This window comes from Brevundimonas sp. (assembly GCF_052436175.1).
GTDB lineage: Bacteria > Pseudomonadota > Alphaproteobacteria > Caulobacterales > Caulobacteraceae > Brevundimonas.
Map to the genome: position 1 here is coordinate 23,916 of NZ_JBQVNM010000021.1, position 13,747 is coordinate 37,662.

At 67.0% G+C, this 13,747-nt stretch carries 11 protein-coding genes; 5 read left to right on the plus strand and 6 right to left on the minus strand.

Annotated features, from left to right (window positions below; translation table 11 throughout):
• Nucleotides 1-222: 222 nt before the first annotated feature.
• Nucleotides 223-1,524, minus strand: a complete 1,302-nt coding sequence (locus ACT6QK_RS07085; RefSeq protein ID WP_444597116.1) for a hypothetical protein — start codon at nt 1,522-1,524, stop codon at nt 223-225.
• A gap of 27 nt (nt 1,525-1,551) precedes the next feature.
• Nucleotides 1,552-2,862 carry an MFS transporter gene (locus ACT6QK_RS07090; protein ID WP_444597117.1) on the minus strand — a complete coding sequence of 437 codons (1,311 nt, stop codon included), beginning with the start codon at nt 2,860-2,862 and terminating at the stop codon, nt 1,552-1,554.
• Between the two features lie 241 nt (nt 2,863-3,103).
• Between ACT6QK_RS07090 and ACT6QK_RS07095 the strand changes: the two genes are divergently transcribed.
• The 4 genes from ACT6QK_RS07095 (at nt 3,104) to ACT6QK_RS07110 (ending at nt 9,128) form a co-directional block, all read left to right on the plus strand.
• Entirely contained in the window at nt 3,104-5,452 is a 2,349-nt protein-coding gene (locus ACT6QK_RS07095) for a TonB-dependent receptor (RefSeq protein ID WP_444597118.1), read from the plus strand.
• Nucleotides 5,453-5,490: 38 nt separating this feature from the next.
• Complete coding sequence (locus ACT6QK_RS07100; RefSeq protein ID WP_444597119.1) at nt 5,491-6,441, plus strand: GntR family transcriptional regulator; 951 nt, start codon at nt 5,491-5,493, stop codon at nt 6,439-6,441.
• Entirely contained in the window at nt 6,438-7,481 is a 1,044-nt protein-coding gene (locus ACT6QK_RS07105) for a serine hydrolase domain-containing protein (RefSeq protein ID WP_444597120.1), read from the plus strand. The genes ACT6QK_RS07100 and ACT6QK_RS07105 overlap by 4 nt, the downstream gene beginning before the upstream one ends.
• Nucleotides 7,482-7,547: 66 nt before the next feature.
• The gene (locus tag ACT6QK_RS07110) at nt 7,548-9,128 is read left to right on the plus strand and encodes an AMP-binding protein (RefSeq protein WP_444597121.1); all 1,581 of its coding nucleotides are present in this window, start codon (nt 7,548-7,550) and stop codon (nt 9,126-9,128) included.
• Between the two features lie 69 nt (nt 9,129-9,197).
• Here the strand turns inward: ACT6QK_RS07110 and bktB are convergent, their stop codons facing one another.
• Genes bktB through ACT6QK_RS07130 form a run of 4 tightly spaced genes read right to left on the minus strand, consistent with a single transcriptional unit; the run spans nt 9,198 to nt 13,204 of the window.
• Entirely contained in the window at nt 9,198-10,379 is a 1,182-nt protein-coding gene (bktB, locus tag ACT6QK_RS07115) for a beta-ketothiolase BktB (RefSeq protein WP_444597122.1), read from the minus strand.
• The gene (locus ACT6QK_RS07120; RefSeq protein ID WP_444597123.1) at nt 10,376-11,266 is read right to left on the minus strand and encodes an SDR family NAD(P)-dependent oxidoreductase; all 891 of its coding nucleotides are present in this window, start codon (nt 11,264-11,266) and stop codon (nt 10,376-10,378) included. Before ACT6QK_RS07120 ends, bktB begins: the two co-directional genes overlap by 4 nt.
• Nucleotides 11,267-11,291: 25 nt before the next feature.
• Entirely contained in the window at nt 11,292-12,575 is a 1,284-nt protein-coding gene (locus ACT6QK_RS07125) for a spinster family MFS transporter (RefSeq protein WP_444597124.1), read from the minus strand.
• A complete protein-coding gene (locus ACT6QK_RS07130) occupies nt 12,572-13,204 on the minus strand; it encodes a glutathione S-transferase family protein (protein ID WP_444597125.1) in 633 nt (210 codons plus the stop codon). The genes ACT6QK_RS07125 and ACT6QK_RS07130 overlap by 4 nt, the downstream gene beginning before the upstream one ends.
• A gap of 238 nt (nt 13,205-13,442) precedes the next feature.
• Here ACT6QK_RS07130 and ACT6QK_RS07135 point away from each other — a divergent pair.
• A partial coding sequence (locus ACT6QK_RS07135) for a serine hydrolase domain-containing protein (protein WP_444597126.1) occupies nt 13,443-13,747 on the plus strand: 305 nt, incomplete at its 3' end.

Genomic DNA, 13,747 nt, shown 5'->3' on the forward strand with positions numbered 1-13,747 from the left:
AGGACTGCCGGATGGCTGTCCTACCTGCGTGAAGGATCATTCGGCCACGAGCGCATGTTACGAAACACCGCCAAGCGTCAGACTGGCGCAATCCCGGCGGCCCGCCCCCTTTCACGAAGCGGACATCGCCCCAAGATCACCTGTATCGCTGCAGTTGGCCCCATCGACTCCAGCTTGCGCCAGTACCGCGACGGGCGAATCGAGGTTCCCGGCGACGAACCGCTACGTCGACACGACCGACGAGACCAGTTTCCGGAACCCTTCGATCGCCGCGACGGTGGCGACGGGAGCGAGGCACCGGGCGTCGTCTTCGGCGACGTGATGATAGCGATGGATGCCAAACACTCCGGCGGCCGGCGCGTACCCGGACTTGATCACCTCGACCAATTCTCCGGCCGCCAGAACCGCGCTCGACACCGGCTGCTCGTAACCGACCTGGCCCCTGAAAATCTCCCGCGCCGTGGGCAGGAGGTCAGGCGAAATCGAGAGGAACCGCTGACTATCCACGCTGGGCAAGGGCGTCGGCCTGCCGGGGGTCTCGTGCCAGTCGCGAGCGGCGACATTCGCGCCGAGATGCAGCCAGAAGGCGGTACGGTCCGGCGGAGGCGCGATTTCCTTCATCGCTTCGGACGCCCCGAGATACTCGTATTCGTGCCCCGTGTTACAGACGAAGGCGAGATCGTGATCCGGCAGGGCCGTCGGCGCCCAGCGCGCCAGATCGAGCCAGGCGGCGACGCCCGGCCCCCGCTCGGCCGCGCAAGTGAACCAGCCCGATCGCGGCGTGGAGATCGCAATCCAGCGCCCCTTGCCGCGATCCATCCGCCCGACGAAGTTGAAGGCGTCGCGGGTCCCGCCATGACCGTCGAGAACCAGCCGCGCCGTCTGTCGCTGGAAGGCGGCAGCCAGGAAGGGTCCGGCCGCCTTCGGCGCCAGCAACGCGACCGGTCCTTTGAACATCGGCGCCCGCCCATCAGCGTTCAGGGCGATGACCTTGCCCGTAGGGCCGTTGGTGATGGCGACCACGGCCCGCGCCCCCGCGGCGAAAGCCGCCTCGACGGGCCCTCTCGCCCCGGGCGACAGCATGGTCGACCAGCGCGAGAAGGCCATGTCGACCAGGGCCACGGCGCCTTCAAGCGATCCAGCGAACCGACCGACGGCGTCGACTCGCACGAGCGGTCCGGACACCCCCTCGCCGCCCGTCGGGATGACGATGGGTTGAGCGTAGACTCCGGCCGTCGCACCCTCGATCGACAACTCCGCCTTGCGCACATCGAAGTAAGGCGTTGAAAAAACCTGTCGCTGGAGAGCGTAGCCGGCCGTTTCCAGTTCTCCCGCCAGCCATTGTCCGCAGCCGGTGTCGCCGGGTCCGCCCGCCTGCTTCTCACCAAAGCTCACATACTTGAGAAGGTCGGCTTCGACCTGTTCGGCCACGGGCGGCGGCGTCGATGCGGCGGCCTGCGTCACCCCCGCGAGCGGCATGAGGGCTCCCGCACCGAGCAACGCCCGCCTGTTGGTGTCGATCATCGAAAGCCTCCCATCACTCTCACTGTATCACTTGGCTGAAGACCGCACGGCCCGCCCGAGCAGAACCACGCTGATGAACGATACGGCGCACATCACGGCCAGATAGATGGCGATGGGCAGGCTGGACGCATAGCGGGCGAACAGCGCCGTCGCGACGATGGGCGCGAAGCCGCCCCCCACTACCGCGCCGATCTGATAGCCGAGAGACGCTCCGGAGTACCGGATCGCCTTCGGAAACAGTTCGGCGAACAGGGCGGCCTGGGGCCCGTACATCATGCTGACGAACAGCAGTTGGACCGTGATGGCGACGAACACCGCCACGCCCGATCCCGTTTCGAGCAGCGGAAACACCGCGAAGGCCCACAGACCCGATAAGGCGGCGCCGACCAGGAACACGCCCCGTCGACCGAACCGGTCGGATGCGGCGCCGCAAGCCAGCAGCACCGGGATCATCAGCGCGCTCCCCGCCATTACCGCCGCCAGCAAGACGTCACGCGACATGCCCACGGTCGTGGAGCCATAGGCGATGGCGTAGGTGATGGCGATGTAGAAGCAGACGTTGTTGGCGACGAAGGCCCCGCCGGCCAACAGGACTGTGCGCCAGTGGTTGACCAGAACCTCAGCCAACGGCGACCGGGTCGCTGCTGTACGGGCCGCTGCGGGCGCGGCGCTGGGCGACACGTCCTCGCGATGGACGGCCTCCTCCACGCTGCGGTGCATCACATAGCCGATCAGGATCAGGATGACGCTCGCGACGAACCCGATCCTCCAGCCCCATCTCATGAAACTGTCCTCCGCCGTCAGGGCGCTGACGACCAGGAAGACGGAATTGGCCAGCACCACGCCGAGCGGCACCCCCACCTGCACAAAGCTGCCGTAGAAGCCCCGCCGATGAGGCGGGGCGCTTTCGATGGCCAGCAGGGCCGCGCCGCCCCATTGCCCGCCGACGGCCAGACCCTGTGCGAAGCGCATGACCACCAGCAACAGGGGGGCAAGGACGCCGATCTGGGCATAGGTCGGCAAAAGCCCGATGAGGGTGGTCGAAGCCCCCATGACGAACATGGCGACGACCAGGGCGCGCTTCCGCCCATACACGTCGCCGAAATGCCCGAACACCATCCCGCCCAGCGGTCGCGCCACGAACCCCACCGCGAATGTGCTGAAAGAGGCGATCAGCGCCACGAAAGGCGGCAGGTCGGCGGGGAAGAACAGCTTCGGGAAGACCAGGGCCGCGGCGGTGCCGTAGATGAAGAAGTCGTACCACTCGACGGCCGCCCCGGCCGACGCCATGACGGCGATCTTCAAGCCCCGATCGTCGCCCGCCTGTGTGTCTGGCATCTGTTTCCTCGCGGCGCTTTTGTTGACGCTCTCGACCAAACCTCAGCGCGTCGTTCACCGCTGTCAAGATTGTACGACAACTTTTGGAGTTTTGTTGAATCTTAAAGGAACCGTTCGGGGAGTTGCCGTCACGCAATTTAAAACACATTGTCGTACAATCTTGACACGTCGGTTCGGCGCGTCGATGATCCCCCTGTCGCGACCATAACGACGACAAAACATCAGGGAGAGGATCAGGATGGTGCGCAACATCGCGTGCTCGACCGCCGCGTTGATCGCGGTGGCGGCCCCCGGGCTCGTTTGGGCCCAAACCACGACACAGACGCCGCCAGCCACAGAGCAACAAGGCCCGGCGACCCGGGTCGGCGACGTCGTCGTCACCGCGCGCCGTCGCGAGGAGGCCGTCCGCGACGTGCCCTCGACGATCACCGCGCTCTCGGCGGAAAACCTCGAACAGAAGAGCCCGATCGAGGGCGTGGGCGATCTGCTTCAGACCGTCCCTGGCGTCCGCTTTAACGGCGTCCAGAGCGAGAACCTCGCCGAGATTTCCGTGCGTGGATCCGGCACGCAGCGGGCCACGAGCGCCGACTCGGCCGTCGGTCTCTTCGTCAACGGCGCCTATGCGGGTTCGAGCACCCTCGGCGGACGCAACTTCAAGCGCATCGACTATTTCGACATCGCCCGCGTCGAAGTCCTCGAGGGCCCCCAGGGCGCGCTCTACGGCCGCAACTCGGAGTTCGGCAGTGTCAACATCGTTCTGGCCCAGCCCCAGTTCCGCAACGGCGGTCGGGTCTCGGCCACCTACACGGACGACCTCGGCCAGCTGCGTCTCGACGGCATCGTCAACCAGCAGATCAACGACAAGATCGCGGTGCGCGTCGGGGCCCAGGTAACGGGCCAAGGCGACGGCGTCTATTACAACCCCAACCAGAACAAATACTACGACCACACCGACGGCTATCTGGCCCGCGCGCAGATCCGCTACATGGACGGTCCGCTGGACATGAACCTGATGCTGGACGCGCAGGACATGAACCTGCCGACCTTCGTCAACCAGTGGGTGGTGCCGGCCGGTCGCCTGCCGACCATTCCGCTCGGCTACACCGGCCCGCGCTACGACGTGCCGTCCGATGTCGCCAACGACCTGCATCAGACGGTCCAGCGCGCCATGCTGACGGTCAAATACGACCTCGGCTGGGGCGAGCTCACCTCGACCACCATGGGGATGCAGTATCACTCCAGGCAGAATTTCGCCGCAGCCGTCGACCTGGCGACCCAGGCGAGGTTCCAGGCCTCCGGCCAGATCGGCCTCTATCCCCTCGGCGGCACCACGACGGATGTGAAGGACAAGACCTTCTATCAGGACATCCACATCACCGGCGACGCCATGGACGGCCGCCTCCAGTGGCTGGGCGGCGTCGAAGCGTTGTTCCAGGAGGACAACTACACCCGGGACGCGCGCACCAACCCCTGCGTCCTGACCGCCACCTCGTCGATCTGCGGCGGCACGCCGACCACGCCGGTCTGCTACAGACTGATCCCGACGGCGGTGAACTGTCCGGCCACCTTCCCGCTGGCGTTCGGCAGCCGCCGTATCGTCCCGTCGGACTACAAATCGGGGGCCGTCTACGGCTCGCTCAAATATGACATCGGAGCCCTCTCTCTGAGCGGAGAGCTGCGCTACTCCCGGGATCAGAAGACCGCATCTCAGAGCGACTTCCGGCTCTACACGACGACGCCGATCGGCACGCCCTCGACCTATGACTTCGACGAGGACAATCTCGCCTATGCCGCCTCGGCCAGCTACCGGCTGAACGACACCTCGCTGATCTACTTCCGCACCGGCACCGGTTATCGTGCGGGCGGCGTGAACAACGGGACCGTCGTCGCCGCTGCTCCGAACCCGCTCCAGCCGACCTACGGCAACGAGAACACGACGGCCTATGAGCTGGGCCTGAAGACCAATGTCGCGCAGAACGTTTTCCTGCGCCTTTCGGCCTATACCTCTCGCACCGAGGATGCGATCGCCCTGGTGACGGACGGCTGCACCGCCGCCAACGCCTGCGGCCAGGCGGGAACCAACTTCAACATCAACGGCGGCACCATGGAGGTGAAGGGCGTCGAGGCTTCGATCGACGCCGTCTACGACATCGGCGGCGGTCGTCTGGCCGTCGGCGTCAACGGCGCCCGTCAGGACGCCAGCTATGTCGAGGTCGCCTCGGTGGCCGGCGCCCCCGTTCTGGACAGTATGGTCGCCCAGACCCCCGAATGGACCTTCTCGGCCAACCTCAACTATCGCCGCCAAATGGGCCCGGGCCTCTTCGGTTTCGCGAACATCGCCTACAACGGTCAGCGCGGCGGCGGCCAGGATACCGTCACCGCCACGTCACCCTTCATTCCGCTGGAAGACATCGACAATGTCGACCTGCGGTGGGGCGTCCAGTTCCGGCGCACCGAGGTCGCCCTGTTCGTCAAGAACGCGACCAACGAGATCGTGCCGGTGCTGAAGCTGCAGCAGGTCGATATCCCGCTGGCCAATCGCTACAGCCGCCCGAGATCCTTCGGCGTTACGGCGACCTACCGCTGGTGAGACTGACGTTGGCCCTCCGTCGGCAAGCGGCGACCACGATGGAAAGAGACCTGTCGTGGTCCGCCGCGACCCGTCCGACGGGCGACGAATATTGTACAACAATACCAAGACCGCTCCGGACAAGCCGCTTGCTCGACGAACGTCACACTCATAGGGAATGGCAAGCGACGCGCCCGCAACTCGCGGAGACGCGCCTGCAATCTGCGAAGGGCAGGCCTTTGGTGAAACAAGCAGGAACGACCCGAGCCGACGTGGAAACCACCCCGTCCTTGAGCGCGGACGACATCGCCCAGGTTCTGCGAACCCGCATCCAGAAAAGCGAGATCGCACCGGCTGAGTGGCTTCGCGAGGCGCGCCTCTGCAGCGAGTTCAACGTCGGCCGCTCGACCGTGCGTCGCGCCCTTCGCACCCTGGCCGACGACGGATTGATCGAACTCGAGGAAAATCGGGGAGCCCGCGTCTCGGCCACCACGGTCGAGGAGGTGTTCGACCTCTATGAGGTGCGCGCGGCCCTCTACGGCCTGGCGGCGCGGTTCGCCTGCCTGCGCGCGTCCGAGGCGCGCATCCGCAAGATCGTGGGCAAGATCGACCAGATGCTCACCGCCGCCGAAAGCGGCATGCCGGCCGAAGACATCATCGCTCTCTCCGAGACCATCTTCAGCAGCATGATCGAATGCGGCAGCGCCGACGCCCAGCGCATGACCGAAGCGGTGCGCCGCAAAACGCGCTTCCACTTCTCCTATGTCGCCCTGGCCATCAACGCCAACGGTCCAGGCCCCTATGAGCACTGGCGCGACGTCCGCGCCGGGCTTCTGGAGCGCGATCCGGACAAGGCCAGCCAGGCCGCGCGCGACATCCTCTACTTCATGCAGGGCGAGGTCGCCCGCATCATGCTGGCGCGAGGCCCCCGCGCGCGCAGCGACGTCGAGACGCAAGCGCCGAAGCAACCGGCGCGCAGGAAACGCCCACCCGGAGACAGTCCCAGATGAAGCCCGAAGTCCGTGCAGGTTTTGTCGCCGCCGCCGTCCTCATGGGGTTCGCCCCCGCCGCCTGCGCCGAGCCGCCGCGGCCGGCCGCCCGACAGACGGCGCCCTCCCCGGCCATGGCCGACCTACTGGGCTACCTGCAGCGTCAGAACAGCACGGGCTTCATCGTCATCCAGGACGGAACCGTCATCGTCGACCAGTCCTGGCCGGCGCCCTCGACGGATCGTCTGTTCGCCAACTTCGTCTATGGGCACGCCGCCAGCGGCGCCCTGCTTGAGGACGTCGCCTCCCAACAGAAGAGCTTCGTCGCGGTCCTGGTGGCGATCGCGATCGACAAGGGGCTGATCGACGTCAACGCGCCCGTCTCGACCTACCTGGGACAGGGCTGGTCCAAGGCCTCGGCCGAACAGGAAGCCTCGATCCGCGTGATCGACGTCCTGACCATGAGCTCCGGCCTGGACGAGCGCTTCGGCTACACCGCTCCGGCCGGGACGACCTTCTTCTACAACACCCCGGTCTACGCCCTCTCGAAGCAGATCGTGGCGGCGGCCGCCAAACAGCCGATCGAGGCCGTCACCCGCGATTGGCTGACCGCGCCGCTCGGCATGTCCAACACGGCCTGGCGTCGCCGTCCCGCCGCGCTCGCCTCCGTCGGCAACGACACCGGCCTCGTCACCACGCCCCAGGACGTCGCCCGCTTCGGAGCGATGGTGCTGGCGGGCGGTCTGTCTGCGGACGGTACGCGGGTCGTGTCGGCCGAACAGCTGCACGCCCTCTTCGACCGATCTGAAACCAACCCCGCCTATGGGCGGCTGTGGTGGCTGAACGGCAGCGACTATGTGGTTCGCCCCCAGATCGGCCGCGCCCCCGGCCAGCTGATCCCCGCCGCCCCGGCGGATCTCGTCGCCGCTCTCGGCGCGTTCGACCGCCGCCTCTATGTCGTACCCAGCCGCAAACTGATCGTGGTGCGCACGGGCGCCGCCGCGACCGATCGGGACTTCGACCAGCAGATCTGGCTGCGGTTGATGCCCCTGATCGGCTGACGCCGCTCCGAACGTTCGTGGCCGCCTCGCTGCGCGACCCGGCGATGTTTGCTTACAGGACCACCCATGATTGACGGCAGTATCCAATCCTTTCCCCTGACGCTGGACCGTATCCTCGACCATGCCGCCAAGTGGCATGATCGCGCCGAGGTCGTGACGGCGCGCGAAGGTCTCGCCAACGCCCGCGTCACCTACGCCGAACTGCGGATCCGGGCGAAGCGGACTTCGAGCGTGCTCGCCGGGTTCGGCGTCACGGGCGGCGATCGTGTCGCCACCCTCGCTTGGAACACCCAGGGCCATGTCGAGGCCTGGTTCGCCATCATGGGCATGGGCGCGGTCTGTCATACGCTCAACCCCCGCCTGACCCCGACCCAGCTCGCCTGGATGCTCGGCCAGTCGGGCGCCCGCATCATCATCGTCAGTTCCGATCTCGTGAAGCTGGCGCTGGAAGCGGTGGACGAGGCGCCCGGTGTCGAGCGCGTTCTGGTCATCGACGGCGAGACGAGGCTCACCCATCCCCGCGCCTGCGTCGAACCTCTTGAGCCGATGGTGGAGGCGGCCTCGGAGACCTTTGCCTGGGGCGGCTTCGACGAGACCTCCGCATCCGGACTCTGTTTTACATCCGGCTCGACCGGCGCGCCCAAGGGCGTGACCTACACCCACCGCTCCAGCTTTTTGCACACGCTGAAGCTGCTGCAGGCCGATGTGCTCGGCGCCCGGACGACGGACATCGTCCTGCCGATCGTGCCCCTGTTTCACGCCAACGCCTGGGGCCTGCCTTTCGCCCTGCCGGCCGCAGGGTCGAAAATGGTTCTACCCGGCCGTCGCACGGACGGCGAAAGCCTCGCGCGTTTGATCGCGTCCGAGGGCGTGACCATCGCCGTCGGCGTTCCGACCGTCTTTCTCGGTCTGTGCGAATATCTGGACGCGACCGGCACGACGCTTCCGTCGCTCGACCGCATCATCCTGGGCGGCGCACCCACGCCCCCGGCCCTCATGGACCGCATCGAGCGCCAGCTCGGCGTCACCGTCCAGAACAGCTGGGGCATGACGGAGCTGTCGCCTGTCGGCGTCTTTGGCGTCCTCAGCGATCCGGACCGGAGGGCCTCCATCTCCGGCAAACCTGCGCTCGGCGTCGATCTGAGGCTGCTGGACGAGGCCGGCGTTCCGCTGCCTGAACAACGTGGCCACGAGGGGCGCCTCCACGTCCGCGGCGCCGCCGTCATCGAGCGCTACTTCGGCCAGAGCCAGTCTGTCGTCGACGCTGACGGCTGGTTCGACACAGGCGACCTCGCCCGTCTGGATGACAACGGCAACCTCACCATCACCGGCCGCGCCAAGGATCTGATCAAGTCAGGCGGCGAGTGGATCAACCCCGCCGAGATCGAGTCCATCGTCTGCGCCCTGCCCGAGGTCTCCCTGGCCGCCGTCATCGGCCGCGCCGATCCCAAATGGAGCGAACGCCCCATTCTGCTCGTCGAGATCCGCGACGGCATGGAGATTTCGGACGAGGCCCTGCTGGCCTCGATTCGTGGCCAGGTCGCCTCCTGGTGGGTGCCGGACGCTGTCGTGCGCCTGGCCTCGATCCCGCTGGCCTCGACCGGCAAGATCGACAAGCTCAGCCTGCGCGCCGCCTACGGCGCCTGACAAAAGAAAGCGCGCCGGCCGGTTGCCCGGCGGCCCACAGTTTGGCCGGAAAACAGACCGAAGCCCTGATCAGCTGCGCTCCACCACGACGGCGATGCCCTGACCGCCGCCGATGCACATGGTCGCCAGACCATAGCGGCCGCCGATCCGGTCCAGTTCATGGACCAGCTTGGTCAGGATGATCGCGCCGGTGGCTCCCACGGGGTGCCCGAGCGATATGCCGCTGCCATTCGGATTGGTGCGGGCCGGATCGAATCCCAATTCGTCCGAGACCGCGCAGGCCTGCGCCGCGAAGGCCTCGTTCGACTCGATCACATCCATGTCGGCGACCGTCAGACCGGCTCGCGCCAGCGCCGCGCGCGACGCCGGAACCGGCCCCATGCCCATATAGTTCGGATCCACCCCCGCATGCCCATAGGCGACGATGCGGGCCATCGAGGTCAGGCCCAGTCGCCCGACGGCGGCCTCGCTCGCCAACACCAGCGCCGCAGCTCCGTCGTTGATGCCGGAGGCGTTTCCGGCCGTGACCGTCCCGTTCTCGCGGAAGAGGGTGCGCAGCTTCGCCAGGTCGGCGATTTCAGCGTCCGCGCGGACATGTTCGTCCGTGTCGAACAGCTTGGTCGTCCGTCCGGCCTGCACCTCGACCGGCGTGATCTGGGACGTGAAGCGACCCTCGGCGAGGGCGTGCGCCGCCCGCCTGTGGCTCTCCACCGCATATTCGTCCTGCCGCTGGCGATCCACGCCATGACGTTCGGCGACATTCTCGGCTGTCACCCCCATCAGCCCACCGCCGAAGGGGTCGGTCAGGGCCCCGTTCAGCCCGTCGACCAGCATGGCGTCGCCCATCTTCTGGCCCCAGCGCGCCGAAGGCGCGAAATAGGGCGCCTTGCTCATCACCTCGGCGCCGCCGGCGACCGCCACCTCGAGGTCGCCGAGCATCAGCATCTGCGCGGCCGAGACCACGGCCTGCAGGCCTGAGCCGCACAGGCGGTTCAGGGTCATGGCCGGGGTGTCCTGCGACAGCCCCGCCTCCAGCGCGGCCACCCGCGCCAGGTAGGCGTCGCGCGGACGGGTCGGGATCACCTGGCCGAACACCACATGCCCGACCGAGGCCAGATCGACTTTTCCGGCTTCCAGCGCCGCTCGCGTCACATGGGCCGCGAGGTCGGTCGGCTCGCAGTCCTTCAGCGAGCCGCCGAAGCTGCCGATGGCCGTCCGGCGCGCGGCGACGATATGGACGGTCGCGTTCATGCCACAGCCTTCTCATCGACCAGCTTGGACATCTCGTGGCGATACTGGGCCTCGCCGCTCGCGGGCACCATCTCGCCGCTGCGATCGGCCACCGCGTCCATCTGGTCGAGCAGACGGTCGGCCACGTTTTCACCGGCGCCGAGGAACACCCCTTGAGTCATCGTCACATGCGCCTGTTCGAAGGCGCCCGCGCCGGCCAGGATCACCGCCCGGGTCGGGGCCTCTTCGCCGGCCAGAACCACCACGGCCGGGCTCACCAGATGCGGCCCCAGCCCCGCCAGCACTTCCGGCGTGTAGAGGTCGTTGGTCATGCCGGTCGCCGCGCTCGGCGCCAGGCAGTTCACCCGGATGCCGTACCGCTCGCCCTCCAGCGCCAGGGTCTGCATCAGGCCGACGAGGCCGAGCTTGGCGGCGGAATAGTTCGACTGGCCGAAGTTGCCATAGAGACCCGAAGACGAGGTGGTGAAGATGATCCGGCCATAGTTCTGGCCGCGCATCGTCTCCCACACCGCCTTGGTGCAGATGACCGAGCCCATCAGGTGCACGTCCAGAACCAGCTGGAAATCGTCCAGGTCCATCTTGGCGAAGGTCTTGTCGCGCAGGATGCCGGCATTGTTCACCAGGATGTCGATCCGCCCCCAGCGCTCCAGTGTCGTATCGCACATGGCCTGAACGCCAGCCCGGTCCGTGACGCTGACCGCCATGGCGACGGCCTCGCCGCCCTCGGCGACGATCCCGGCGCAGACGGTCTCGGCCGCCTCGCCGTTCATATCCGAAACCACCACCTTGGCGCCGCGACGCGCCAGGGCGACCGCATGAGCCGCGCCCAGGCCCGCGCCCGCGCCGGTGATGATGGCCACGCGGCCGGAAAGGTCGATGTGCGGCATGGGAATCCCCCTTGTTCTTGGTCTGTCAGTTCGGTTGGGAAGCGGCGTCGTCCACCCAGTCCTTGCGGAGCGGGCGGATAGCCAGAAGCGCCAGGGCGGCGGCGGCCAGATAGAGGCCGGTCACGGCGACGGCCGAGTAACGCAGGGCGTCTGCCCCGAAGTGCGGCGTCATCACGTCGCTGACGCCGCCCATCAGCCAGGAACCGGCGCCGATCCCGACCAGGTTGTTGATGAACAGGAAACAGGCCGCCGCCGTCGCCCGCATATGGGCCGGCGCCAGATGCTGCACGGCCGTGGTGATAGGACCGACGAAGACCAGGGTCAGAGCGTTAGGGACCACAAGGAGCAGCCAGGCCACGACGGGCGACGGCGACAGGAAGCCCAGCACGAACAGCGGCATGGTGATCAACCAGGCGACCGCCGAAACCTTGGCGTAGGCGCCGCGATCCGCCCTGCCCAACCGGTCGGCCAGAACGCCGCCGCCCAGCACGCCGGTGACGCCGCCGATCAGCAGCAAAGAGCCGAAGAAGTGCGATGTCTGAGCCAGGTCGAAGCCGAAGGTCTGCATGGCGATCGACGGCGTCCAGAAGGCCAGGCCGTAACCCGTCAGGCTGCTCATCGCCGCCGCGAAGGCCAACAGCCAGAAGCTGGGCTTGCGCGCCAGGATCGCGAAGACCTCGCTGACCGCCACCCTCTGGCCGGTGACCGCCTGACGCGGCGGCTCCTTGACCACGAGGCGGAAGATCGGGGCGATCACGACCCCCGCCAGGCCGATGACGATGAAGGCCGCGCGCCAGTCAACAGCCTTGGCGATGGCCGCGCCTAGCAGTACGCCCGCCGCCAGACCGGCCGGAATGCCCATGGAATAGATGGCCAGGGCCCGTCCACGGCGCTCCGGAGGAAAATATTGAGAGATGAGAGCGTAGCTGGGCGCCACGCCGCCCGCCTCGCCCACGCCGACCCCGACGCGGAACATGAACAGCTGCCAGAAGCCGGTGGCGACCCCGCACAGTGCGGTAAAGGCGCTCCATACCGCCAGCGACCCGGTGATCACCCACGTCCGGCTCGTACGGTCCGCCACGAGCGCCAGCGGGATGGCCAGGGTCGAGTAAAGCGCCGCGAAGGCGATCCCGCCGAGCGCCCCGAGCTGAGTGTTGGTCAGACCGAGATCGGCCTTGATGGCCGGGGCCAGGATGCCGAGAATCTGCCGGTCCAGCCAGTTGAAGGTGTAGACGATCAGCAGCATCGCCAGCACCAACCGGGCATAGGCGGGACGCGCCGTCAGCGGCGTTTGTTGAACCTGGCTCATGCGACGTCTCCCTTTCCGGTCTGGGCGTTCTGCGCGGCGATGAAGGCGGGACGGATCGACAGCCGCTCCCAATAGGCCCGGATTTCCGGACTGAACCTGTGTTCGAGGTTCAGGGTGCGGGCGAACAGGAGGGCGTAACCGACGCAAAGATCCGCCATGGTGAAACGACCGGCGCACAACCAGTCACGATCGCCCAAAGCCCGCGTCAGATGCCGGAGTCGCGACAGGAACCATTGCGCATAGTCGTCTGCGGCCTGTTGCAGCCGCCGCTCTTCAGGCTCCAGCCGGCTGTATCGAAGCACGATGGTCAGCGGAAAGGTCAGCGTCGCCTCGCTGCGGTGCAGCCAATCCAGCCAAAGGCCGTAGTCCGCCTCCTCCGGCCCGACCGCCAGAGTGCTCGGCCCATGTTTCGTCGCCAGATACTGGGGGATGGCCGCCGACTCGGTCATGCGGACGTCGCCGTCGATCATCAGCGGGATCGTGCCGAGCGGATTCAGTGCGAGATAGTCCGGTTGATGAACGCGGGGTGGAAACGGCAGGATGTGCAGCCTGTACGGCAGTCCGAGCTCCTCCAGCGCCCACAGAGCCCGGAACGACCGCGCGTCCGCACAGTGATAGAGCTCAATCATCCCGCCATCTCCTCCCGATCGATTCCCGTCGTCGCTTTTCGCGCTTCCCTGCGCCCGTATTCCCTCGCCAGCGCTCAGGAGTCAAAAATTTTGTACGACAATCTTTGAATTCTGGTGCTACACAGGTCGGCGTCAAGACCTGCCCGGGTAACGCCTGCTGGCGTCAACCTCGGCAGTTGCTATGGATATCGGCAAGTCGGCCGCAGAGCCGGACCGAGGAAACATCAAGGACACCCGGATGATCACGGCCTCCCCAGAAGCGCATGGTTTTGATCCCGCGCGCCTGCGTCGTGTCGACGCCTTCCTGAAGGAGCGCTACCTCGACAATGGCCGCCTGCCGCACGCCCAGATCCTGATCAGCCGGAACGACGAGATCGTCCACTTCAGCAGCCAGGGCCGCGCGCGCGAAGGCTCGGACCGGCCGATCGACGAGACCTCCCTGTTCCGCATCGCCAGCATGACCAAGCCGATCACCTCCCTGGCCTTCATGATGCTGGTCGAGGAAGGCCGGGTCGCCGTCGATACGCCGGTCGCCGACGTCCT

What these genes read in the sequence shown, in the direction of transcription:
- ACT6QK_RS07090 (WP_444597117.1), bottom strand. Translation starts at nt 2,862, where the DNA reads ATGCCAGACACACAGGCGGGCGACGATCGGGGCTTGAAGATCGCCGTC.
- ACT6QK_RS07120 (WP_444597123.1), bottom strand. Translation starts at nt 11,266, where the DNA reads ATGCCGCACATCGACCTTTCCGGCCGCGTGGCCATCATCACCGGCGCG.
- ACT6QK_RS07110 (WP_444597121.1), top strand. Translation starts at nt 7,548, where the DNA reads ATGATTGACGGCAGTATCCAATCCTTTCCCCTGACGCTGGACCGTATC.
- ACT6QK_RS07125 (WP_444597124.1), bottom strand. Translation starts at nt 12,575, where the DNA reads ATGAGCCAGGTTCAACAAACGCCGCTGACGGCGCGTCCCGCCTATGCC.
- ACT6QK_RS07130 (WP_444597125.1), bottom strand. Translation starts at nt 13,204, where the DNA reads ATGATTGAGCTCTATCACTGTGCGGACGCGCGGTCGTTCCGGGCTCTG.
- ACT6QK_RS07105 (WP_444597120.1), top strand. Translation starts at nt 6,438, where the DNA reads ATGAAGCCCGAAGTCCGTGCAGGTTTTGTCGCCGCCGCCGTCCTCATG.
- bktB (WP_444597122.1), bottom strand. Translation starts at nt 10,379, where the DNA reads ATGAACGCGACCGTCCATATCGTCGCCGCGCGCCGGACGGCCATCGGC.
- ACT6QK_RS07085 (WP_444597116.1), bottom strand. Translation starts at nt 1,524, where the DNA reads ATGATCGACACCAACAGGCGGGCGTTGCTCGGTGCGGGAGCCCTCATG.
- ACT6QK_RS07100 (WP_444597119.1), top strand. Translation starts at nt 5,491, where the DNA reads ATGGAAAGAGACCTGTCGTGGTCCGCCGCGACCCGTCCGACGGGCGAC.